General features: G+C 63.4%; 17 protein-coding genes. 7 read left to right on the top strand and 10 right to left on the bottom strand.

The window, feature by feature from the left end:
* Positions 1–19 precede the first annotated feature (19 nt).
* Positions 20–454, top strand: coding sequence for an acyl-CoA thioesterase (locus V1288_RS16450; protein WP_334358028.1), 435 nt, complete (start codon positions 20–22; stop codon positions 452–454).
* Position 455: 1 nt separating this feature from the next.
* Here the strand turns inward: V1288_RS16450 and copM are convergent, their stop codons facing one another.
* The 5 genes from copM to V1288_RS16475 all read right to left on the bottom strand — a co-directional run bounded on the left by copM (position 456) and on the right by V1288_RS16475 (position 7,109).
* On the bottom strand, positions 456–863 hold the full coding sequence (gene copM, locus V1288_RS16455; protein WP_334358029.1) for a CopM family metallochaperone: 408 nt from the start codon (positions 861–863) through the stop codon (positions 456–458).
* Positions 864–905: 42 nt separating this feature from the next.
* A complete protein-coding gene (locus V1288_RS16460) occupies positions 906–1,271 on the bottom strand; it encodes a hypothetical protein (protein WP_334358030.1) in 366 nt (121 codons plus the stop codon).
* Between the two features lie 20 nt (positions 1,272–1,291).
* Positions 1,292–4,420 carry an efflux RND transporter permease subunit gene (locus tag V1288_RS16465; RefSeq protein WP_334358031.1) on the bottom strand — a complete coding sequence of 1,043 codons (3,129 nt, stop codon included), beginning with the start codon at positions 4,418–4,420 and terminating at the stop codon, positions 1,292–1,294.
* Positions 4,421–4,432: 12 nt separating this feature from the next.
* Complete coding sequence (locus V1288_RS16470) at positions 4,433–6,094, bottom strand: efflux RND transporter periplasmic adaptor subunit (RefSeq protein WP_334358032.1); 1,662 nt, start codon at positions 6,092–6,094, stop codon at positions 4,433–4,435.
* A gap of 616 nt (positions 6,095–6,710) precedes the next feature.
* Complete coding sequence (locus tag V1288_RS16475) at positions 6,711–7,109, bottom strand: MAPEG family protein (protein ID WP_334358033.1); 399 nt, start codon at positions 7,107–7,109, stop codon at positions 6,711–6,713.
* An 88-nt stretch (positions 7,110–7,197) separates the two neighbouring features.
* On the opposite strand from V1288_RS16475, the gene hemH reads away from it, so the two are divergent.
* The 3 genes from hemH (at position 7,198) to V1288_RS16490 (ending at position 9,905) form a co-directional block, all read left to right on the top strand.
* Positions 7,198–8,235 (top strand): ferrochelatase, encoded by a 1,038-nt coding sequence (hemH, locus tag V1288_RS16480; RefSeq protein ID WP_334361327.1) that lies wholly within the window; start codon positions 7,198–7,200, stop codon positions 8,233–8,235.
* Between the two features lie 180 nt (positions 8,236–8,415).
* Positions 8,416–9,414: an SPFH domain-containing protein gene (locus V1288_RS16485; RefSeq protein ID WP_334358034.1), complete on the top strand. Its 999-nt coding sequence runs from the start codon at positions 8,416–8,418 to the stop codon at positions 9,412–9,414.
* A gap of 44 nt (positions 9,415–9,458) precedes the next feature.
* The gene (locus V1288_RS16490; RefSeq protein ID WP_334358035.1) at positions 9,459–9,905 is read left to right on the top strand and encodes an NfeD family protein; all 447 of its coding nucleotides are present in this window, start codon (positions 9,459–9,461) and stop codon (positions 9,903–9,905) included.
* Between the two features lie 48 nt (positions 9,906–9,953).
* Here the strand turns inward: V1288_RS16490 and V1288_RS16495 are convergent, their stop codons facing one another.
* Positions 9,954–10,289 carry a winged helix-turn-helix transcriptional regulator gene (locus tag V1288_RS16495; protein ID WP_334358036.1) on the bottom strand — a complete coding sequence of 112 codons (336 nt, stop codon included), beginning with the start codon at positions 10,287–10,289 and terminating at the stop codon, positions 9,954–9,956.
* A 73-nt stretch (positions 10,290–10,362) separates the two neighbouring features.
* Between V1288_RS16495 and V1288_RS16500 the strand changes: the two genes are divergently transcribed.
* Positions 10,363–10,914, top strand: coding sequence for a carboxymuconolactone decarboxylase family protein (locus V1288_RS16500; RefSeq protein ID WP_334358037.1), 552 nt, complete (start codon positions 10,363–10,365; stop codon positions 10,912–10,914).
* Positions 10,915–11,022: 108 nt separating this feature from the next.
* Here the strand turns inward: V1288_RS16500 and V1288_RS16505 are convergent, their stop codons facing one another.
* Entirely contained in the window at positions 11,023–12,036 is a 1,014-nt protein-coding gene (locus tag V1288_RS16505) for a KpsF/GutQ family sugar-phosphate isomerase (RefSeq protein ID WP_334358038.1), read from the bottom strand.
* A gap of 191 nt (positions 12,037–12,227) precedes the next feature.
* On the opposite strand from V1288_RS16505, the gene V1288_RS16510 reads away from it, so the two are divergent.
* Positions 12,228–13,934 (top strand): outer membrane beta-barrel protein, encoded by a 1,707-nt coding sequence (locus tag V1288_RS16510; RefSeq protein ID WP_334361328.1) that lies wholly within the window; start codon positions 12,228–12,230, stop codon positions 13,932–13,934.
* Positions 13,935–14,061: 127 nt separating this feature from the next.
* Here V1288_RS16510 and V1288_RS16515 read toward each other — a convergent pair whose 3' ends face one another.
* A complete protein-coding gene (locus V1288_RS16515) occupies positions 14,062–15,519 on the bottom strand; it encodes a glutamate synthase subunit beta (protein ID WP_334358039.1) in 1,458 nt (485 codons plus the stop codon).
* Positions 15,520–15,669: 150 nt separating this feature from the next.
* Positions 15,670–20,418: a glutamate synthase large subunit gene (gene gltB / locus V1288_RS16520; RefSeq protein ID WP_334358040.1), complete on the bottom strand. Its 4,749-nt coding sequence runs from the start codon at positions 20,416–20,418 to the stop codon at positions 15,670–15,672.
* 482 nt (positions 20,419–20,900) lie between these two features.
* Between gltB and V1288_RS16525 the strand changes: the two genes are divergently transcribed.
* The gene (locus V1288_RS16525) at positions 20,901–21,578 is read left to right on the top strand and encodes a hypothetical protein (RefSeq protein WP_334361329.1); all 678 of its coding nucleotides are present in this window, start codon (positions 20,901–20,903) and stop codon (positions 21,576–21,578) included.
* Positions 21,579–21,672: 94 nt separating this feature from the next.
* Here the strand turns inward: V1288_RS16525 and V1288_RS16530 are convergent, their stop codons facing one another.
* A complete protein-coding gene (locus V1288_RS16530) occupies positions 21,673–22,446 on the bottom strand; it encodes an alpha/beta fold hydrolase (protein ID WP_334358041.1) in 774 nt (257 codons plus the stop codon).
* Between the last annotated feature and the right edge of the window lie 133 nt (positions 22,447–22,579).

Raw genomic sequence — 22,579 nt, forward strand, 5'->3', positions numbered from 1 at the left:
AGGCGCAATCGGGAATCCCATGTCACGCGAACAATTCTGGTTCTTTCACCCATTCCGGGTGCGCTATTCCGAAATCGACGGTCAGGGCGTTGTCTTCAACGCGCATTACCTGACCTATTTCGACACCACCATCACCGAGTATTTTCGGGCGCTCGGTTATGACCAGTATGCCGACGCCAAGCAGACCGGCGAGGATTTCCACGTCGTCAAGTCGCTGATCGAGTACAAGGCCCCGGTGCGGTTCGACTGGGAACTGGATGTGGGCGCGCGCGTGGCGTGGATCGGCAACTCAAGTCTCACCTTCGAACTCGCCATTTTCCTGAAGGGCGGCGCCGAAGCGCTCGTGACCGGCGAAATCGTCTGGGTCAATACCAACCAGCAAACGCATCGTCCGGTCCCGATATCGAAATCGATCCGGGACCGGATCGCGGCGCGCGAACATCATCTGGCGTGAGTTACTTCGCATTCTTGCGAAGCCAGGCCTGCATCAGGGCGATCTCCTTCTCCTGATCGGCAATGATCTGTTCGGCCAGCTTGCGGGTTTCAGCGTCCTTGCCGTACTTCAGCAAAACCTTGGCCATGTCGATCGCGCCCTGGTGATGCGGAATCATCCCGGTCATGAAATCGATATCGGCGTTGCCTGTGTAGGTCTGATGCATGTCCTGCATCATCTTCGTATGCGCCTCCGTGTAGGCTTTGGTTGAGGCGGCATCGCTGTCCTTTGGCGCCATATCTTCCATAACTTTTTGCGCCGCCTGCGGGTCCGTCGCGGAGCTGGGCTGATGCACATGCTGGGCGAATGCCGCCGTTCCGATGGCGGCGATGACAGTGGCGATGGCCAGAAAGCTCTTTGCGTTTTTCATCGTGTTATCCTGTACATGGGCCTTGAGATGTGAGCGCGTGCCTCAGTCAAATCGCGCCGTTGCCGTCTTGCCATCCGGCAATGTGAGCTGAACCGCGCCCTTCGGCTTTGCCGGAAGGGCGGTGGCCGCCGTTCCGGTCAGCACGTTCCTTTCCGAGGGCGCGAGCGGAATGCGTTCGGCCTTTCCTCCCACGGTGACGATGGCGACGCCCTTGAAACCCTTCGGATCAACCGGCTTGTCGTTTTCGCCGATCAGGAAAATCTCGATCGCCGTGTCCTTTGCGACGAGTTCGACATGGTAGGGGCCGGCATCGGCGACACGTCCGCCATGGGATGCTTTCGGCTCGTGCGCGTAGGCCGGCAGGCCGGCCAGCAAGGCAATGCCGAGGGCAAGGTATCTGAACTTCATGTGTGGTCTCCTTTCAACGATTAGTAGGAATGTGAGGCGGCATGACCCCTGAGGTGCTCCTCGGATTGTCGTTGCATAAGTCGCATCAGCGGCTTCCTGCCGAACGTGAGGAACAGCACAGGCGTGATCAGGGCATCGAGCAATGTCGCGCTGACGAGCCCGCCGAAGATCGTCACCGCGACCGGGTGCAATATCTCCTTGCCCGGTTCGTCCGCCGCGATCAGCAGCGGCAGCAGCGCAAGCCCCGCGGACAACGCGGTCATCAGGACGGGTGTCATGCGCTCGAGGCTTCCGCGGATGACAAGCTCCGGCCCGAACTCCATCTGCTCGTGCAAGGCGAGATTGATGTAGTGGCTTATCTTGAGAATGCCGTTGCGTGTCGCGATCCCGGTGAGGGTTATGAACCCAACCATACTGGCGACAGAAAGCGGCTGGTCGACGAGCGCCAGCGCCGCGACCGAACCGATCAGCGCCAGCGGCACCCCACCCATGATGATCGCGGCCAGTACGGCAGAGCGGTAGCGGCTGTAGAGAATCGCAAAGATCAGCGCCAGAGAAACGACTGAAAGGATACCTATCCTGAGGCTGGCTTCCTCTTGCGCCTGGAATGTGCCTTCAAGGCTCGCGGTGACACCCTGCGGCAGGCTCGCCGCATCCAGTTCTGTGCGAATGCGCCGCACGATCTCCGCCATGTCGGTCCTGCCGTCCGAGTTCGCGAGTATGACGATGCGCCGTCGGCCGTTCTCTCTCAGGATCTGATTTGGCCCATCGGTCTCCTTCACATCCGCGATCTGCCGCGCCGGTATCCACCCCGACGGGGTCTTGATCAAGAGGTCGCCGAGCTTCTCGGTGGTACGAAGGCGGTCGGGCAGCCTCATGACCACGTCGTAGCGCTTGTGGCCATCGACCACGCGCGAGATGACGCGTCCGCTCGACAGGCGCGACAACTGATCGGTGATGGCGCCCGGCTGCACGCCGTACAAAGCGGCCCGTGTGTAGTCGACGCGGATTTCGAGTTGCGGAATCCGAACCTGCTTTTCGACCTGCAGATCCCGGATGCCTTCAATCTTCGAGAGCCGTAGACGGAGTTCTTCCGCGCTGTTTCGCAGCGTGTCGAGGTCGTCGCCGAACAGTTTGAGGGCGAGTTCGGCGCGGACGCCCGAGAGCAGATGATCGAGCCGGTGCGATATCGGCTGTCCGAGATTGACCGAAAGCGGCAGCACCGAAAGCCGGGAACGTATGTCCGCGACGATCTCGGGCTTCGGCCGCTGCGAGGGCTTGAGATCGACTTCGAGGTCGGACGAGTGGACGCCTTCCGCGTGCTCGTCCAGTTCCGCGCGTCCCGTCCGCCGCCCGACGCTGATCACTTCCGGCACATCAAGCAGAAGACGTTCGGCGATCGACCCGACCCGGGTCGATTCGGAAAGTGAAACGCCGGGGTTGAATGCAATATTGATCGTGAACGTACCTTCGTTGAACGCCGGAAGGAACGCGCGCTTCAGGCCGAGCGCGCCGGTACCGGCACCCAGCACCGCCAACGCCGTGACGCCGAGCAGCAATCCCTTGTGGGCGAAAGCAAACCCGACCGCCGCACGGTTCGCAGCCTTGAGCTTGCGGACGAGCCAACTCTCCCGTTGCGCGAGGCGTTTCATCCCGGGCAGCAGGTGATAGGCCATCACGGGGGTGAGGGTGATCGAAACGAGCAGGCTCGCGAGGATCGAGATGATGTAGGCGTGACCGAGCGGCGCGAATAGCCGCCCTTCGATGCCCGAGAGGGCAAACAGAGGGACGAACACGAGGACGATGATCATCGTGGCGTAGACGATGCCCGACCGCACCTCGTTGGATGCCGAAACCACCACGTCGAACACGGACCTTGGACTGCCTTGCTCCCTGTTTTCGCGCAGCCGGCGGAAGATGTTCTCGACATCGACGACGGCGTCGTCGACCAGTTCGCCGATGGCGATCGCAAGGCCGCCCAGGGTCATCGTGTTGATCGACAGGCCAAGCAGCTTGAAGATGATGGCCGTGGTCAGGATCGAGACCGGGATCGCCGTGAGCGAAATGGCCGTCGTGCGCCAGTTGAGAAGAAACGCGAACAGGATGACGGCGACGACAAGGGCTGCTTCGAACAGCACCCGCTCCACGTTCTGGATCGAGTTTTCGATGAAACTTGCCTGCCTGAATATGATCTCGTTGGCTTTTACGCCGGACGGCAGGCTGGGCTCCAGTTCCGCGAGCGTCTGCGTTATCTGTTGTGTCAGTTGCACCGTATCGACATTGGGCTGCTTTTCGACCGAGACGATCACGGCGGGCTTGCTCATATAGCCTGCGTCGCCGCGCTTGACCTTGGGCGCAAAGTCGACGTTCGCTACCTGCCGCAGCAGGATGGGCCGTCCCTCGATGGTGGTAACGACGATGTTGCGCAGGTCTTCCAGGCTCGTCGTGCGTCCGATATTGCGGATCAGATATTCGCGAGCATTCTGATCGGTGAAGCCGCCGCCGGTGTTGGTGCCGAACTGCCTTAGCGCCTGCTCCACTTGCTCATAGCTCACGCCGAGAGCACGCAACGCGGAAGGCAGCGGCGCAATCCGGTACTGACGGACCTCGCCGCCAATCGGGATGACTTGCGCGACACCCGGCACCGCGAGCAGCCGCGGCCTGATGGTGAAGTCGGCGATCTCGCGGACCTCCATCGGCGATGCCGTCTTCGACGTCACCGCGATCAGGAGGATCTGACCCATGATCGAACTGATGGGCCCGATCTGTGGGGTGACGTTGAGAGGGAGCTGGCCCTGCACTTGCGCGAGACGTTCGGCTACCAGCTGACGGTTGCGGAAGATATCCGTTCCCCAATCGAACTCCACGTAGACGATCGAGAGCCCGATGCCCGAAACCGATCGTACCCGGCTGACGCCCGGCACGCCGTTCATCTGGGTTTCGATCGGGAAGCTGACGAGTTGCTCGACTTCCGGCGGGGCGTACCCTTCCGATTCAGTGATGATGGTAACGGTTGGACGGTTGAGGTCCGGGAACACATCGACGGGCAATTGCCGCGCGGTATAGGCGCCCAGAAGAACGAGGATGCCCGCCATCGCAAGCACAAAGAGGCGATTGCGGAGCGAGGCGCTGACCAGGAATGTGAACATGCGCGTGGCTCCTCAACGGACGTGATCGAGAAGGTCTGCGCCTTGCGACACGATCCGCTTGCCGGGCGTGAAGCCGGACACGATCAGCACACGATCGCCATCGAGCGGCTCTGTGCGCACGCTCCTTGCCATGAACCGCTCGGGGGCCGTGTGCTCGTAGACGAAATCCTGGCCGTTTGAGCCGCGAACGACGCTGCTGCGCGGCACCGCAACGCCTTCCTTCGTATCATCGGTCGTGACCAGCACCGTCAGGAACTGGCCGGCTCTCAGCCCTGCCGTATCGCCGGTCACGGCAAAATGCACCGGCACCGATTGGCTGCGATCGGCGAAGCCGGTGCCCTGATAGACAAGGTCGTAGTTCCTGCCCGTATATGTCGATGCCCGCGCGCCGCGGGACGGTTCGAGGCTCTCGAAGCTCAGCGCCTCGACCCACAGCCGCGACGGATCGATGATGTTGAAGACGATGGAGCTCGGCTGAACGATCTGGCCTGCCACGGCGCTGCCTTCGGCGATCACGCCCGCAACCGGTGCGATCAGCGCTTCAGGCTCACGGCGCGATTTTTCAATCGATGCGCGCCGTTCGCGCAGCCCTTCCAGCTCGAGCCGCGTGTCCTCGAGTTGGGTCCGCGATATGGCGCCCGATGGCGCGAGTTGCTCATAGCGGGCGAACCGCCGTTCGACGATCGAGATTTGCTGATCGAGTTCGCCCTGGCGCTGCCGCATGTCGGAAACATCGATCGCCGCAATGGGCGGCGTGACGTAGCCCAGGATGTCGCCTTGCTTCACCCGTGTGCCCAGTCGGGGAAAGCCGCCCGGGGCTGCGGAAAGACGGCCGCCGACGGCGGATTGCACATATCCGCTGGCATTGGGATCGGGAATGATCCTTCCCGGAAGTTCAGTGATCTTCTTGTGCTCTGCGTTTTCGGCGATCAGCGTCCGCACTGCAAATATCCGCTGCACCGTCTTGGGCACAAACACCGCCCCATCCGGAAGGCGCTGGGCGCGCTCGCCTGAGACGGTGTTGATTGCGACTTGTGCCTTTTCTTCCTCGTGGCCATGGCCTTCGTGCGCTTCTGGTTCGTGCGCACCAATGAGCACGGAAAACATCACTACAAGGGCTGCCGTCCTGCGCCTGCCGCGCAGTGCAATGGCGGCAAGCAGCGCCCCCATGAGCACGCCGCCCGACACGAGAAGAACCGAAACCATGCTGATATGCCCGCCAGGCCCCGCCTCGCGTGGTGCAGCGTCTTGCGCCGTCCCGGGCGCAGTCTGAATCGTCAGCGGCAAAATGTCGGTGGTGCCTCCCGCTGTAACCGTGAAAATCAGGTCTGCACGCCCGCTCTTTGCGAGCCACGGCGCTGCCACCCGGTATATGCCGTCGGCACCCGCCGCTGCTTTTATGGGACCACCAGGGGATTCGACTTCAAGCGTTGCGTCGGTTACCGGCTCGTTGGTGGCGAACCGGTCGAGATAGATCTCGAGATTTTCGCCGCGCGCAATCGCAACGATCTCGAACGCGTCGGAATCGGCCTCGCCGCGTGGCAGCGCGCCTGCCGAGACGGGCTGCTGCTCTTCGTGGTCATGGCCCTCGTGGGCGAGAGCAGGTGCGATCGTGCCGCATAGAATTGCGGTCACGGCGAGAGCACGCAGGGCATGCCCGAAATGGGAAAGCATACAAAAATCCTTCAGCCTGAATGGTCGTCAGCTACGGGCAGCACGAGCCGTGCAAACCCACTGATCGTTCGCGTTCAGGTGAAGGATTTGGGAGGGCGCCTGAGTGACTCAGGTTCGCGGTCTGGCCAAATCTCTGACCGGGCCAACGCGACGCGGCTTATTGCGCGCGGAAGTGGGACAAGTTGCACAAAGCTCGGTAATCCGGCCGCGCAGCAGGCGGCACACGCGAATTTGCAGCATGCGCCGACGCAATTCCGCCCCTCGGGCGCCGGTGTCTCGGCCCGCTCCCACTGAGCTTGCTGCAACGCTGCGGGCGCTATCGGTTTGGCGGATTCAGATGACACGGCGTGACCCTGGCTGCCGTGATGTTGAGCCGCGGCATGGTGCTCATGGCCCATATGCGCCTGGGCAACAGACGGCGCAAACGAAAGCGCGATCATGACGATCGCCGCTCCCAGAATGCGCATGGTCAGTTGCTTCAGCATGATGGCCTTATTGTAGCACAAGCACACGCTAGATATCGCGGGGGAACCGGGAATTCAAGGTCCCCTGCGGGGACGCGACCCGTGCCATCGGGCCCGCAAGGGGCGGGAAGAGAAAGGGGGCATTTGGCGACTTACGCCGGCAGATAAGCTCTGATCGCCGGCAGGAAGAAAATCGCAACATTGATCGCGAAGCCGAGGCTCCAGAGGATCGAGCGCAGCGTCGGGCGGTTGCCGAGATAGGTGAAGACATAGGCGATCCGCACGATCAGGAAGAGAACCGCGAGCTCGTCGATCAGGTGCTGCGGCCCCAGCCGGAATTCCGCCAGCAGTACGGCGACCGCAAAGAACGGAAACGCCTCGATGCCGTTCTGATGGGCGCCGAGCGCGCGGGCGCGGATCGCGTCCTGGTAGAATGTGGGATCGCGCGGTCTGGCATTGTCGAAATGGCGATACCCGGCCCATTTGACCGAGGCGATCGTCAGCAAATAGAGCATCAGCGCTCCGAAAACGCACCATTCGGCGATCGTCATGGCTCCTCCCGCCCGCAGGATATGGCAAGCGTATCGAACCGGCCATTATCTTGACAAGGATAGTGCAAAGCGCGAAGCCATCGAAATCATGACCGCGGCCGCCCCCATTGGAAATCCCGAGCCGGCATCGGCAGTCCGGCCGCAGCGCGTCGGCGTACTGCTGGTCAATCTCGGCACGCCTGACACCGCCGACGCCCGGGGTGTGCGGGTTTACCTGAAGGAATTCCTGTCCGATCCGCGCGTGATCGAGGACCAGGGTCTCGTATGGAAGCTGATCCTCAACGGCATCATTCTGCGCGTGCGTCCTGCCCGCAAGGCACGCGACTACCAGAAGATCTGGAACGCCGAGAGAGACGAATCGCCGCTCAAGACGATCACGCGCGCGCAGGCGGAGAAGCTCGCCGACGCCATCGCCGATCAGGACCACGTCGTGGTCGATTGGGCGATGCGCTACGGCAATCCGTCGATCCGCTCGCGCATCGATGCCTTGGCTGCGCAAGGCTGCGACCGCCTGCTGGTGGTGCCGCTCTATCCGCAATATTCCGCGGCGACTTCGGCGACCGTCAGCGACGAGGTGTTTCGCGCACTCGCCGACATGCGCGCGCAGCCGACGTTACGTGTGTCGCCGCCCTATTACGACGATCCCGACTATATCGAGGCGCTCGCGGTCTCCATCAAAGCGCACCTCGCGACCTTGCCGTTTCAGCCCGAACTTATCGTGGCGTCATTTCACGGCATGCCGCAGAAATATGTCGACAAGGGCGATCCCTATTACGACCAGTGCGTTGCAACAACCGAAAGCTTGCGCAAGCGCATGGCTCTTGATGCCGGCAAACTGATTCTTACGTTTCAATCGCGCTTCGGCAACGACGAGTGGCTGCAGCCCTACACGGACAAGACCATCGAAAAACTCGCGAAAGATGGCGTGAAACGTATTGCCGTCGTGACCCCCGGCTTCGCCGCCGATTGCCTGGAGACGCTGGAAGAGATCGCGCAGGAGAATGCCGAGGTCTTCAGGCACAATGGCGGCGAGCAATTTTCCGCCATTCCCTGTCTCAACGACAGCGATCCCGGCATGGATGTCATCCGTCAGCTCGTTTTGCGCGAGCTTCAAGGCTGGATATAGCGCCTCGAAAATTTGCCGATAGCTTGTCGCCGTTCGGACATGCGAACATCTGGTGGCCGTCAAACTGTTCCCCAGCTATATAGTCAGAACTTGAGAGCGTCGGCTGAACCGGCGCCGCGGCTTTGCTGACAAACGGATAGCGCGTCCGGCAGCGCTTCCTGCCGGCTTTGGAGGGATTTTATGAGCGGTTTTGACATCTTCGCGATCGCGTTTGTTTTGCTCGTCATTGTCACGCTGTTCGCAGGCGTCAAGACCGTGCCGCAGGGCTATGACTGGACCATCGAGCGGTTTGGCAAATACACCCGCACGCTGTCGCCGGGCTTGAATATCATCGTTCCCTATTTCGACCGCGTCGGCCGCAAGATGAACATGATGGAGCAGGTGATCAACATTCCCGAGCAGGAGGTGATCACCAAGGACAACGCCACCGTGACGGTGGACGGGGTCGCGTTCTTCCAGGTGTTCGACGCCGCCAAGGCAAGCTACGAGGTCGCCCATCTCGAGCAGGCAATCATCGTTTTGACCATGACCAACATCCGCTCGGTGATGGGATCGATGGACCTCGACCAGGTGCTGTCCCATCGCGACGAGATCAACGAGCGCCTGCTGCGCGTCGTCGACGCTGCCGTCTCGCCGTGGGGGCTGAAGGTCAACCGTATCGAGATCAAGGACATCGTGCCGCCGGCCGATCTGGTCGAGGCGATGGGGCGGCAGATGAAGGCCGAGCGCGTCAAGCGTGCCGACATTTTGCAGGCCGAGGGCCAGCGCCAGTCGGAAATCCTGCGCGCGGAAGGCGCCAAGCAGGGCCAGATTTTGCAGGCCGAAGGCCGCAAGGAGGCTGCATTCCGTGATGCCGAGGCGCGTGAGCGCTCCGCCGAAGCCGAGGCCAAGGCGACGCAGATGGTCTCCGAGGCCATCGCCAAGGGCGACGTCGCCGCGCTGAACTATTTTATCGCTGACAAATACATCAAGGCGTTCGGCCAATTGGCCGATTCGCCGAACCAGAAGATCATCATGCTGCCGATCGAAGCGATGAGCATTTTGGGATCGCTGGCAGGCATCGGCGAGATCGCCAAGGCGACCTTCGGCGAAACCGCGACAGCCGCGGCCGCCGCACGGCGAGCGTCCTCGGTGCCGACCACCGGCCCGACCCCGCCGCCGGTCGCGCCGCAGCGGTGAGGTTCGATTCGGAAGTTCATTCTCGCTGATTAGAGGTTCGTGTCATGGCTGAGATGTTTTCTACCCTGGGCACCTGGAACTGGCTGATCTTCGGCTTCGTCCTGATGGCGCTCGAGCTGCTGGCGCCGGGTGTCTTCATGTTCTGGCTCGGGCTCGCAGCGCTCTTGGTCGGGCTGTTGTCGTTCGCGATCAGCCCGTCCTGGCAGACGCAGCTCCTGATGTTTGCGGTGTTCGCGGTCGCCGCTGTGCCGGCGTGGCGTCACTTTGCGCGCAGCGAGGGCAGCCGCAGCCGGAGCAATCCGTTTCTCAACAAGCGGACCGAGGCGCTGATCGGTCGGGAATTCACCCTGGAAAAGCCGATCGTGGACGGAACCGGCACGGTGCGGATCGACGATACGATCTGGCGCGTCGCCGGTCCCGACGCGCCGGCCGGCAGCCGCGTCAAAGTGGTGCAGGCCGATGGCGCGAGCCTGACAGTGGCGGCGGCGTAGTTGTCTCCCTCTCCCCGTCCGCAAGCGGGGCGAAGTAAAAAGGGCCGCTCAGCTCCGTTTGCTCCACCGCTCGGCAAAGCGATGCAGTGGCAGGAAGCTTTCCATCAGCTCGCTGCCCAGCGGCGTCAGGCGATAGCCGTCGCCGGCCAGGAGTTCAACGAGGCCGGCCTCGCGCAACTCCGATAAGCGGGCCTGCATCACGGTCGGCGAGGCGCCGTCACAGGCGGTGCGGAGCGCACGCGACGTCAGCGGGCCATCGCGCAGCTCCCAGATGATCCGCAATGTCCAGCGACGGCCCAATAGATCGAGCAGAGCCATGACCGGCCGGCCGGTTCTGGAGCCGCGAACAGCAGTTTTTTTGGTGACGGCGGCCGGTTTCGGCATCGAAAGCCCTCTTGCATGCCGCTACAAATATTGTAGCGTATCGCTACGTTATTTGTAGCACGGGAGCCCACCAATGTCCCAGACCGCGCCGCGCATCGCTCCGCTGCAGCCGCCTTATGCACCTGACATTGCCGAGCAGTTCGACCGCATCATGCGCGGCGCGCCGCCGCTGGTGCTGTTTCGCGTCATGGCGGGCAACGCCCGCGCCTGGGAGAAATTCCGCGCCGGCAGCCTGCTGGATCGCGGGCCGCTATCGTTGCGGGAGCGCGAGATCGTCATCGACCGCACCTGCGCGCGAGCGGGATGCGAATATGAATGGGGCGTGCATGTCGCGACATTCGCTGCAGCCGCGCACCTGACGGCAGAACAGGTCCGCGCTACCGTGCGCGGCCCCGCCGCCGAGGCCTGCTGGTCACCGGCCGAGCAGGCGTTGATCGCCGCCGTCGATGCGCTGCACGAGCGGGCGACGCTGAGCGATGACGAATTCGCGGCGCTGTCGACGCATTATGACGAGGCCCAGATCTTCGAGATTATCCTGCTGTGCGGATTCTATCGCACGGTATCGTATATCGCGAACGGGCTGGCGCTGCCGCTGGAGGAGAAGGGGGCAAGATTTCCGGAGTGACGGAGCCGTAGGGTGGGCAAAGCGAAGCGTGTCCAGCATCCGGTTTGCGTCGTGTCATGGTGGGCACGGCGCAAGTGCGCCTTTGCCCACCCTACGAGACCGTCCAATCTACGCCACGCCCGCACGCAGGAAATCGTGCAGGTGCACGATGCCGACCGGCTTGCCGGCATCCGTCACGATCAGCGTCGTGATCTTCGAGGAGTTGAGGATCTCCAGCGCCTCGCCGGCCAGCACGTCGCGGTCGATCGTCTTCGGGTTTTCTGTCATCACCTCGTCGACGGTAGCCGTCATCAGATCGGGCCCCATATGGCGGCGCAAATCGCCGTCGGTGACGATGCCGGCGAGGTATCCGCGCGCGTCGACGATGCCGACGCAGCCAAAGCCTTTCGACGTCATCTCGACCAGCGCCTCGGACATCTTGGTGCCGAGCGGCTTCAGCGGCACGGCGTCGCCGGAATGCATGAGGTCGCGGGTGTATTTCAAGAGCGCGCCGAGCTTGCCGCCCGGATGCAGCACGCTGAAATCGACGGACGTAAATCCGCGGCCTTCCAAGAGCGCGATCGCCAGTGCATCGCCAAGCGCCAGCATCATCAGCGAGGAGGTGGTGGGCGCGAGATTATGCGGGCAGGCCTCGCGCGCCTTCGGCAGCGTCAGCGCGACATCCGCGGCCTTGGCGAGCGAGGATTCCCGCTCCGCCGTCATCGCGATCACGGGAATGCGGAACCGCTTGGCATAGGTGATGAGGTTCTTCATCTCCGGTTGCTCGCCGGACCAGGACAGCGCCAGGATGACGTCATCAGGTGTGATCATGCCGAGGTCGCCATGGCTCGCTTCGGCGGCATGCACGAAGAACGCCGGTGTGCCGGTGGAGGCAAAGGTCGCGGCGATCTTGCGGCCGATATGGCCTGATTTACCGAGCCCGGTGACGATCAGGCGTCCCTTGGCATTCCGGATCAGGTCGGCGGCGGCGACGAAGGGCGCCCGGAGATCGGATTGCAGCGCCGCCGACAGCGCGGCGATCCCGCCGCCCTCTGCATCGAGCGTACGCAGGGCCGACTGAACGGCAGCGTCAGCGGAATCGGTGCCAGATGATTTTGCGATCAGCGGGTTCGGATTAGGCATGTCTGTCCCAGGAAGGAGCGCGCTTCGCGCCGAAGCCGTCCATAGCATGGCCGGCCCGAGGATGCGACGTGCGCGGCACGGCCCTCAACGGCTCATTAACCATAATTGTTTTAACTCCATTAACGACGTGCTCCCGCGAGCGCTCGGTGCGTATCAATCAAGTATCTGTTTTTGTTGAGGTATTTTCCAAGGTGGGGGCGGGGCAAGTAACGGGGCGGAACAGCCGCGCGCGCGTCTTTCGCGCAGCCTTGCCGTGCCTTGCGCTGATCGTGCTGACAGGAACCGCGGCACAGGCGCAAACCATCACGCCGGACCTGTTCAGCTCAAGGCGTACCAGCCGGATGACGTCGCCGGATTCGCCACTGCGCCGGACTGCGGCGGAGGCGAACGATCCGCTCAACAGCCCGAAGCTGCAGGACAACGACACGAACAAGCCTGCGCCGTCGCGGATCGGACAGATCCCGAAATACGGCCTGCCGGCCGCGAGCGGCGCAGCCGATTCCGGCTACGACTCGCTTAACCGCAAGCGCAAGAAACCGAGATACTATCCGGGGCAGGCGAAGCCGAAGCCGCCGGTCGGTCCCGGCAGTCCACCGCCGATTGCATCGAACACGCGGCTGCGGCTGTCGATTCCCCCATCGGACTCGGCGCACAAGACGCCTATCCCGCCGGCGATGGCCGGCACGGTGGTGGGACAGCCACCGCGCAAGCGCCTCAGGGTCGACGACGATCCGTTCGGCGCGGTCGGCGATTACGCCGGCAGTTTTCTGATCAAATCCGCGGTCGAATTTTCGGGTGGCTACGACACCAATCCCGGCCGGCTCGCAGCAGCGCAAGCCAAGCCGTTCTACGTGATCGCGCCGGAGTTCGTCGCGTTCTCCGACTGGGAACGCCACGCGCTGGTTGCCGAGCTTCGCGGCTCCTTTACCGGTTACGGCAGCAACCTCACGCCGAACGACGGCACGCCGCTGTCGGCACCGCTCGACATCGATCGGCCCAGCTTCATCGGCCATGTCGACGGCCGGCTCGACGTCAGCCGCGACACCAGGCTGACAGGGCAGGGGCGGTTGTTCGTCTCGACCGACAATCCCGGCAGCCCGAACGTGCAGGCGGGTCTCGCCAGATATCCGATCTACACCACGGTGGGTGCTACCCTCGGCGTCGATCAGAATTTCAACCGACTGCAGGTTTCCGCCGGCGCGACCGTCGACCGCACCGACTATACCAATTCGAAACTCACCGACGGCACTTCAACCACCAACGACGACCGCAACTTCAGCCAGTACGGCGGTGTCGGCCGGGTCAGCTATGACTTGAGGCCCGGCCTGAAGCCGTTCGTGGAAGTGCAGGGCGACAGCCGAGTGCACGACGTCAGGCTCGACCGCGCCGGCTTTGCGCGCGATTCCGCCGGCGGCTACGTCAAGGGCGGCACCAGCTTCGAATTCTCGCGGCTGTTGACCGGCGAAATCGGCGGCGGCTACGCCGCGCGCGACTATTCCGATCCGAGGCTCAATCGCCTCGAAGGCCTGCTGGTCTCGTCCTCGTTGGTCTGGACCGCGACGCCGCTGACCACGGCAAAATTCTATTCCGACACCACGATCACAGAAACCACGCTGCCGGGCACGTCGGGCGTGCTGACGCACATCTACACCGTCGAGGTCGACCACGACTTCCGCCGCTGGCTGACCGCGATCGGCAAGTTCACCTGGGGGGAGCTCGACTATCAGGGCAATCCCAGGCGCGACAAGATCTACACGGTGTCGGGCGAGGCGATCTACAAGATGAACCGCAACGTCTGGCTCAGGGGCACGCTGCGGCGCGACTGGCTGGATTCGAATTTGCCGGGGAATAGCACGGCATCGACGGTGGTGATGCTGGGGGTGAGGCTGCAGAATTGATGCTGCCGACACCCAAGCTCGTCATTGCCGGGCTTGACCGGCTTGACCGGCAATCCATCCCCTAGCTGATGGATGCCTGGATCAAGTCCGGGCATGACAGTGGGAACGCGGCCCGTTCCGCGTCTCACTACCGCGGCAGCGTCGTCGTCCCCATCAGGTACTGATCGATCGCACGAGCACACAGCCGCCCTTCGCGGATCGCCCACACCACCAGCGACTGCCCGCGGCGCATGTCGCCGGCGGAGAAGACGTTGGGCAGCGAGGTCTTGTAGTCGGACATGTTGGCGCGGACGTTGCCGCGCTGGTCGAGGTCGACGCCGAGCGTCTTCAGCATGCCCTCGTGCACGGGATGCACGAAGCCCATGGCAAGCAGCACGAGCTGGGCGTCGAGCTCGAATTCGGTGCCGGCGATCGGCTTGAACTTGTCGTCGACGTGCACGCAATGCAGCTTCTGCACCTTGCCGTCGACGCCGGAGAATTTCTGCGTCAGCACCGCGAATTCACGTTTGGCGCCTTCGGCCTGGCTCGACGAGGTCCGCATCTTCAAGGGCCAGTTCGGCCAGGTTAGCCCCTTGTTCTCGTGCTCGGGCGGCGCCGGCATGATTTCAAGCTGCGTGACAGATTTTGCGCCCTGCCGGAACGAGGTGCCGATGCAGTCGGAGCCGGTGTCGCCACCGCCGATCACGACGACATGCTTGCCTTCGGCGAGAATGTCCTTGTCATCGCCGAGCGGCTCGGAGGAGACACGGCGATTTTGTTGCGGCAGGAAATCCATCGCAAAATGGATGCCGTCGAGATCGCGGCCGGGGATCGGCAGGTCGCGGCCGGCTTCGGCGCCGCCGGTCAATGCCACCGCGTCATACTGGCTGAGCAGTTCGCGCGGATCGATCGCGCCCTCGGAAGTGCCGCCGACATGGACGCCGTAATGGAACGTCACGCCCTCGGCTTCCATCTGTGCCACCCGGCGGTCGATGATGTGCTTTTCCATCTTGAAGTCGGGAATGCCGTAGCGAAGCAAGCCGCCGGCCTTGGCGAATTTTTCGAAGACATGGACGTCGTGGCCGGCGCGGGCGAGCTGCTGCGCGGCTGCAAGGCCCGCGGGGCCGGAGCCGATGACCGCGACCTTCTTGCCGGTCTTGGCCGGGGCGATCTCGGGCTTCAGCCAGCCGTTTTCCCAGGCGCGATCCACGATGGCGCATTCGATGGTCTTGATGGTGACCGGATTGTTGTCGATGTTGAGCGTGCAGGAGGCCTCGCATGGCGCAGGGCAAATCCGGCCGGTGAATTCCGGAAAGTTGTTGGTCGAGTGCAGATTGCGCGAGGCTTCTTCCCAGTTGCCCTGGTAGACGAGGTCATTGAAGTCGGGGATCTGGTTGTTGACCGGGCAGCCCGGCGTGCCCGGCGCCACCGAGCCGGTGCCGTGGCAATAGGGAATGCCGCAGTTCATGCAGCGCGCGGCCTGGTCGCGCGTGTCCTTCTCGCTGAGCGGAATGACGAATTCGCGAAAATGCTTCACCCGCTCGGCGACCGGCGCATACTTGCGTTCATTCCGGTCGATCTCGAGAAAACCTGTGATCTTGCCCATTTAACCTGATGCCCCTGCATCTCTCATTCGTATCTGTCTGTTTCCGTCACCCTCCGTCATTGCGAGGAGCGTGAGCCGCGAAGCAATCCATGGTTCGGCTTGTGGCGCTATGGATTGCTTCGCTGCGCTCGCAATGACGGGCTCGTGTAACTAAGCCCCGATCGCGATTTTTGGTTCGGCGTCGGCGTTCGCCTTCATTTCCTTCAGTGCGCGGCGGTATTCCACCGGCATCACCTTGCGGAACTTCGGCAGCCAGGCCTTCCAGTCGGCGAGGATCACGGCGGCCTTTTTCGAGCCGGTCAGCTTGGCGTGGCGCGTGATCAGCACGTGCAGCCGCTCGACGTCGGAATCGAGCAGGTTCTGGAATACGTCGACCCGGCCATGCTGCTCGAGATCGCCGGCGTGGTGGTAGGTATTCTGGTTGATCATCTCTTCCGAGAGCACCGGCTCCAACTCCACCATCGCCATATTGCACAGCTTCTCGAAGTCGCCGGCCTCGTCCAGCACATAGGCGATGCCGCCCGACATGCCGGCCGCGAAGTTGCGCCCGGTCTTGCCCAGCACCACCACGATGCCGCCGGTCATGTATTCGCAGCAATGGTCGCCGGCGCCTTCGACGACGGCGATCGCGCCGGAGTTACGCACCGCAAAGCGCTCGCCGGCGATGCCGCGGAAATAGCATTCGCCCTCGATCGCGCCATACATCACCGTGTTGCCGACGATGATGGATTCTTCCGGCACGATGCCGGAATTCCTCGGCGGCTTGACGATGATGCGGCCGCCGGACAGGCCCTTGCCGACATAGTCGTTGCCTTCACCTTCGAGATCGAAGGTGACGCCGCGCGCCAGCCACGCGCCGAATGCCTGGCCCGCAGTGCCCTTCAGGCTGACGTGGATGGTGTCATGCGGCAGCCCGGCATGGCCGTAGATCTTGGCGACCTGACCCGACAGCATCGCGCCGGCGGAACGGTCGGTGTTGTTGATCTCCTCCTCGATCTTGACCGGCGCGCCGCGATCGAGCGCAGCCTGCGCCTTTTCGATCAGGCGGCGGTCGAGCACTTTCTCCAGATGATGGTTCTGGGCTTCGGCGTGATAGATCTTCTGGCCCTTCTCTTCCTTCTGCCGCACGAACAGCTTTGAGAAATCGAGCCCCCTGGCCTTCCAGTGCGCCACCAGCGTGGACTGGTCGAGCATCTGGGTCTGGCCGACCATCTCGTCGAACTTCTTGTAGCCGAGCTGCGCCATGATCTCGCGCACTTCCTCGGCAACGAAGAAGAAGTAGTTGATGACGTGCTCGGGCTGGCCGGTGAAGCGCTTGCGCAGCACCGGATCCTGCGTCGCGACGCCGACAGGGCAGGTGTTGAGATGGCACTTGCGCATCATGATGCAACCGGCCGCGATCAAAGGCGCGGTGGCGAACCCGAACTCGTCGGCGCCGAGCAGCGCGCCGATCACGACGTCCCGTCCGGTGCGGAAGCCGCCGTCGACCTGGACCACGATGCGGCTGCGCAGCCGCTCGCGCACCAGCGTCTGATGGGTTTCGGCAAGGCCGATTTCCCAAGGGCTGCCTGCATGCTTGATCGAGGTGAGGGGGGAGGCACCGGTGCCGCCCTCAAAACCTGCAATCGTCACGTGGTCGGCGCGCGCTTTCGCGACGCCCGCGGCCACCGTGCCGACGCCGATTTCGGAGACCAGCTTGACCGAGACCTGACCGTCCGGATTGACGTTCTTGAGGTCGTAGATGAGCTGCGCCAGATCCTCGATCGAATAGATGTCGTGATGCGGCGGCGGCGAAATCAGACCGACACCGGGCGTCGAATGCCGCACGCGCGCAATGGTCGCGTCGACCTTGTGGCCGGGCAACTGGCCGCCTTCGCCGGGCTTGGCGCCCTGCGCCATCTTGATCTGCATCATGTCGGAGTTGACGAGATATTCCGTCGTCACGCCGAAACGGCCCGAGGCGACCTGCTTAATCGCCGAGCGCATCGAATCGCCGTTCGGCATCGGCTTGAAGCGGTCGGCCTCTTCGCCGCCTTCGCCGGTGTTCGACTTGCCGCCGATCCGGTTCATCGCGATCGCCAGCGTGGTATGCGCTTCGCGCGAGATCGAGCCGAAGCTCATCGCGCCGGTGGCGAAACGCTTGACGATTTCGGCGGCCGGCTCGACCTGATCGAGCTTCACCGGCTTGCGCTTCTCGTCCTCGGCGGTCTTGAGACGGAACAACCCGCGCAGCGTCAATAGCCGCTCGGACTGCTCGTTGAGGATCTTGGCAAACGCGCGGTAGCGCTCCTGCGAGTTGCCGCGCACGGCATGCTGCAGCGCCGAGACGGACTCGGCCGTCCAGGCGTGGTCCTCGCCGCGGGTGCGGTAGGCGTATTCGCCGCCGACATCGAGCGCGGTCTTGTAGACCTGAGCGTCGCCGAACGCATCCGTATGGCGGCGCGCGGTTTCCTCGGCGATTTCGGCCAGTCCCACGCCTTCGATGCGGGTGTGGGTGCCGGCGAAATACTTCGCGACAAAGTCGGCCTTCAATCCGACGGCGTCGAAAATCTGCGCGCCGCAATAGGACTGATAGGTCGAGATGCCCATCTTGGACATCACCTTCAGCAGGCCCTTGCCGATCGACTTGATGTAGCGCTTGACGATCTCGTAGTCGTCGAGCGCGCCCGGCAGGCGGTCCTTCATCGCGATGATGGTTTCGAACGCCAGATATGGATTGATCGCCTCGGCGCCGTAACCGGCCAAGCACGCGAAATGATGCACTTCGCGCGGTTCGCCGGACTCGACCACGATGCCGACCGAGGTCCGCAAGCCCGTGCGGATCAGATGATGATGCACGGCGGCACAGGCGAGCAGCGAGGGGATCGGAATCCGATCCGTACCCGCCATGCGGTCCGACAGGATGATGATGTTGACGCCTTCGCGCACCGCACCTTCGGCACGCGCGCAGAGCTCATCGAGCACCTGCTCCATTCCCGCCGCGCCGAAGCCGGCATGGAAGGTGGTGTCGAGCGTGCGCGACTTGAAATGCGTGTCTGCGACGTCGGAGATCGAGCGGATCTTTTCCAGATCCGCATCGGTCAGGATCGGCTGGCGCACTTCGAGCCGCTTGGTCGAGGCCATGCCCTGCAGGTCGAACAGGTTCGGCCGCGGCCCGATGATCGAGACGAGGCTCATCACCAGTTCTTCGCGGATCGGATCGATCGGCGGGTTGGTGACCTGCGCAAAGTTCTGCTTGAAGTAGGTGAACAGCGGCTTCGGCCGGTCCGACAGCGCCGAGATCGGCGTGTCGTTGCCCATCGAGCCGGCAGCTTCCTCGCCGGTCGCCGCCATCGGCGTCATCAGGATGGTAATGTCTTCTTGGCTATAGCCGAACGCCTGCTGCCGGTCGAGCAGCGGCAGGTTCGAGCGGATGCCCTTGGTGGGCGCGTCAGGCAATTCCTCCAGCACCAGCTGGGTGCGATGCAGCCAGTCGCTGTAGGGATGGCTCTTGGCCAGCGTCGCCTTGATCTCGTCGTCGGGAATCAGGCGTCCCTGTTCGAGATCGACCAGCAGCATCTTGCCGGGCTGCAGCCGCCACTTGGTGACGATCTGGTCCTCGGGGATCTTCAGCACGCCCATTTCGGACGCCATCACGATGCGGTCGTCCTTGGTGACGAGATAGCGCGCCGGGCGAAGCCCGTTGCGGTCGAGGGTAGCGCCGATCTGACGGCCGTCGGTAAAGGCGATCGCGGCGGGGCCGTCCCACGGCTCCATCAGGGCGGCGTGATATTCGTAGAAGGCGCGGCGCTGCTCATCCATCAGGGGATTGCCGGCCCACGCTTCCGGAATCATCATCATCACCGCGTGCGGCAGCGAGTAGCCGCCCTGGACCAGGAATTCGAGCGCGTTGTCGAAGCAGGCGGTGTCGCTCTGGCCCTCGTAGGAGATCGGCCAGAGACGGCTGATGTCCTTGCCGTAGAGCTCCGAATGCACGGAAGCCTGGCGTGCGGCCATCCAGTTGACGTTGCCGCGCAGCGTGTTGATTTCGCCGTTGTGGGCGATCATCCGGTATGGATGCGCCAGCGACCAGGTCGGGAAGGTATTGGTCGAGAAGCGCTGATGCACCAGCGCCAGCGCGCTGTCGAAATCCGCTTCATGCAGGTCGGGATAGTACTTGCCGAGCTGGTCGGCGAGGAACATGCCCTTGTAGATCACGGTGCGGCACGACAGCGAAACCGGGTAATAGCCAGCAAGGCCGCGATCACGGCGCTGATAGATCGCCTGCGAGATCGACTTGCGCAGGATGTAGAGCCTGCGCTCGAACTCGTCCTCGGTCTTCGCCGTGCCGTTGCGGCCGATGAATACCTGCATGTGATAGGGCTCGGTCGGCTTGACGGTTTCGCCGAGCGAGGAGTTGTCGGACGGCACATCGCGCCAGCCGAGCAGCACGAGACCTTCTTCCTTGATCTGTTCGGCGATGATGCTCTGGATCACCTTCCGCCACGCCGTCTCCTTCGGCATGAACAGCGCGCCGATCGCATACTGGCCGGGCTCGGGCAGCTTGAAGCCGAGTGCGGCGGCCTTGCGGGCGAAGAAGGCATGCGGGATCTGCACCAGAATGCCGGCGCCGTCGCCGGCGCGCGGATCGGCGCCGACCGCGCCGCGATGCTCGAGGTTGCAGAGAATGTTGATCGCGTCGGAGACGATCTGATGCGACTTCTTGCCCTTGATGTTGGCGATGAAGCCGACGCCGCAGGAATCCTTCTCCATGCTGAGGTCGTACAGGCCCTCGGCCGGCGGGCGCCAGTCGTGCTCGCGCGCCGAATCTTCAAGCAAAGCGTCGGCCGGTTTCGAAGCCGCGGTCGCCGACAGGGTTTCTGCCACGAAATTTTCGCGCTCGAATTCCGAACCGCTCATCGCATTCCTCTCAAAAAGGCTAAGGGCCTCACCGCATCGTCGGCGCACCTTGGACGCTTGCGGCACCCACCGGGCCACCGCTCGTCCTCCGCGAGCCGCAATTTCTTAAATTCAGGCTTTCCCGTTCAACGTCCCTGAGGAACGGCCTTGCCTGCACTGCCCTGGAGCTCGTGGCGCCACGGTTTCGTTGCAATCCCCGTGCCGGGACAGCTCCGCAATTGAGACAGTGATACTGTCCTAACCTCGACCATGCCAAATTTTTCTTTACCACACAAGCGCGTGAAAGTCCTCGCCCGCATGCGGATCGGCCGCTCGGCGACGGGGAAAAAACCCGCGAGCCGGGCTTTGCGGCAGCGGCGCCCCGATCCGGCCCAAGGACTGCCGGATTTCGCCGTGAAATTCCAGTCTGGCTTGGCAGGCGAGAGCGTAAAAATGCTCCCGCCCAGGCCCGGTGGCTGCAGGGCTTACAGGAGCTTTCGGTGATGAAGTTGTTCACGGGATCTTTGGCGGCGGGAGTGGTCCTTCTGGCGGGCAGCGCGCAGGCGCAGATGCCCGGGCGTTACACGGCAGCATCGGATTTCGATACGCCTTATGCGGTGGCACCGCCCCCGGCTCCCGGACCGCAGTACGGATACGGCGCTGGCCCCGGCCTGTTGCCGTCGACAGAAGTCTATTCCGTGCTGCGCGACAACGGGTTCTCGCCGCTCGGCATCCCCAGGCTCCGCGGCTTCGTCTACACGATTGCGGTCATCGACCGCGGCGGCGAGGATGGCCGGCTGATGATCGACGCGCGCAACGGCCGGATTATCCGTTTCATGCCGGCCTACCGGATGGGTGACAATTACGACGAAGACCAGAGCGCGCTCGGCGGACCCTCCGCAGCTCCGCCGCCGCAGGCTCAAGCGCCCGACCAGGTCCAGGGCGCGCCGCGGCCGTCGCGGCCCGCCCGCGTTGCGAGCCGCACCGTGCCGATGCCGAAGGCCAATCCGCTCGCCTCCAAACCCTCTGCCGCGCCGCTCAAACAGGCGGCAGCGCCTGCGTCGAAGCCGGCCGAGGTGCCGGCAGCGCCCGCCCCGGTGACAACCGGATCCGTTGCAGCGAACCCCGCTCCGCAGATTGCGCCGACCCAGGATATGCCGAACGTACAGGGGCTCGAATGAAACACCGGTAGTCCGGATCGCGCTGCGCTCCATCCGGCTACCAACCTACGAACCGAAAACGCCCCGGTTTACCGGGGCGTTTCATTGCGGCGAGCTATTCGCGCTGGCCGGCGGCGGCCAGGATCAGGTCGGCGACCTTGTCGGGCTGCGAGACCAGCGACAGGTGGCCGGCCTCCAGCTCGACCGTCGTGGCATTCATCCGCTTGGCCAGAAACCGTTCGAGGTCGGGGTTGATCGTGTAGTCCTGCTTCGACACGGCGTACCAGCTCGGCTTGCTGCGCCAGGCGGCAGCGGTGGTGCGGCCGGCGAAGATGGAAGCCGCGGTCGGCCACTGCACGGCGTAGAGGACTTTGGCGGTCGTCGGATCGACCCCGTTGGCGAAATATTTCAGGAAGGCGTCCTCGGACAATTTGGTGAAGCCGTCATGCTCCTGCACGCCGGCGCGCGCGGGGCCTGCCGGAAACTTCTGCGAAAGCGCGACGAAATCCTCGCCCGCATCGGGCGCGCGCGCCGCGACGTAGACCAGCCCGGTGACCTTCGGGTCGGTGCCGACTTCACTGATCACGGTGCCACCCCAGGAATGCGCGACCAGCACCGTCGGGCCGTCCTGTTGCGCCAAAACGCGGCGTGTCTCGGCAACGGAATCTGCCAGCGAGGTCAGCGGATTCTGTACTGCGGTGACGTGAAGGCCCGCCGCCTGAAGCTTTGGGATGACCTGTGCCCAGCTCGATCCGTCGGCCCACGCACCGTGCACCAGTACGACGTTCTGCGCCTTGACGGGATCAGCGGCCAGCGCCGGCGCGGCTTGCGCGCCGAGCGATGCCGCAAGGACGCCGGCAACGATTGTCAGTGTTCGTAAGATGCTCATTGGTCTGCTCCATGATCGGCTTGATAAGCGGCTCGCCCGCTCCAGTTCGAAATTCGAGGAGAGCGACGGCATCGTTACACAACCTCACGGTGACGTGAGCCGTGCGAGGCCTGCAAAATTGCGGATCAGGGGT

Source organism: Bradyrhizobium sp. AZCC 2176, assembly GCF_036924645.1.
GTDB lineage: Bacteria > Pseudomonadota > Alphaproteobacteria > Rhizobiales > Xanthobacteraceae > Bradyrhizobium.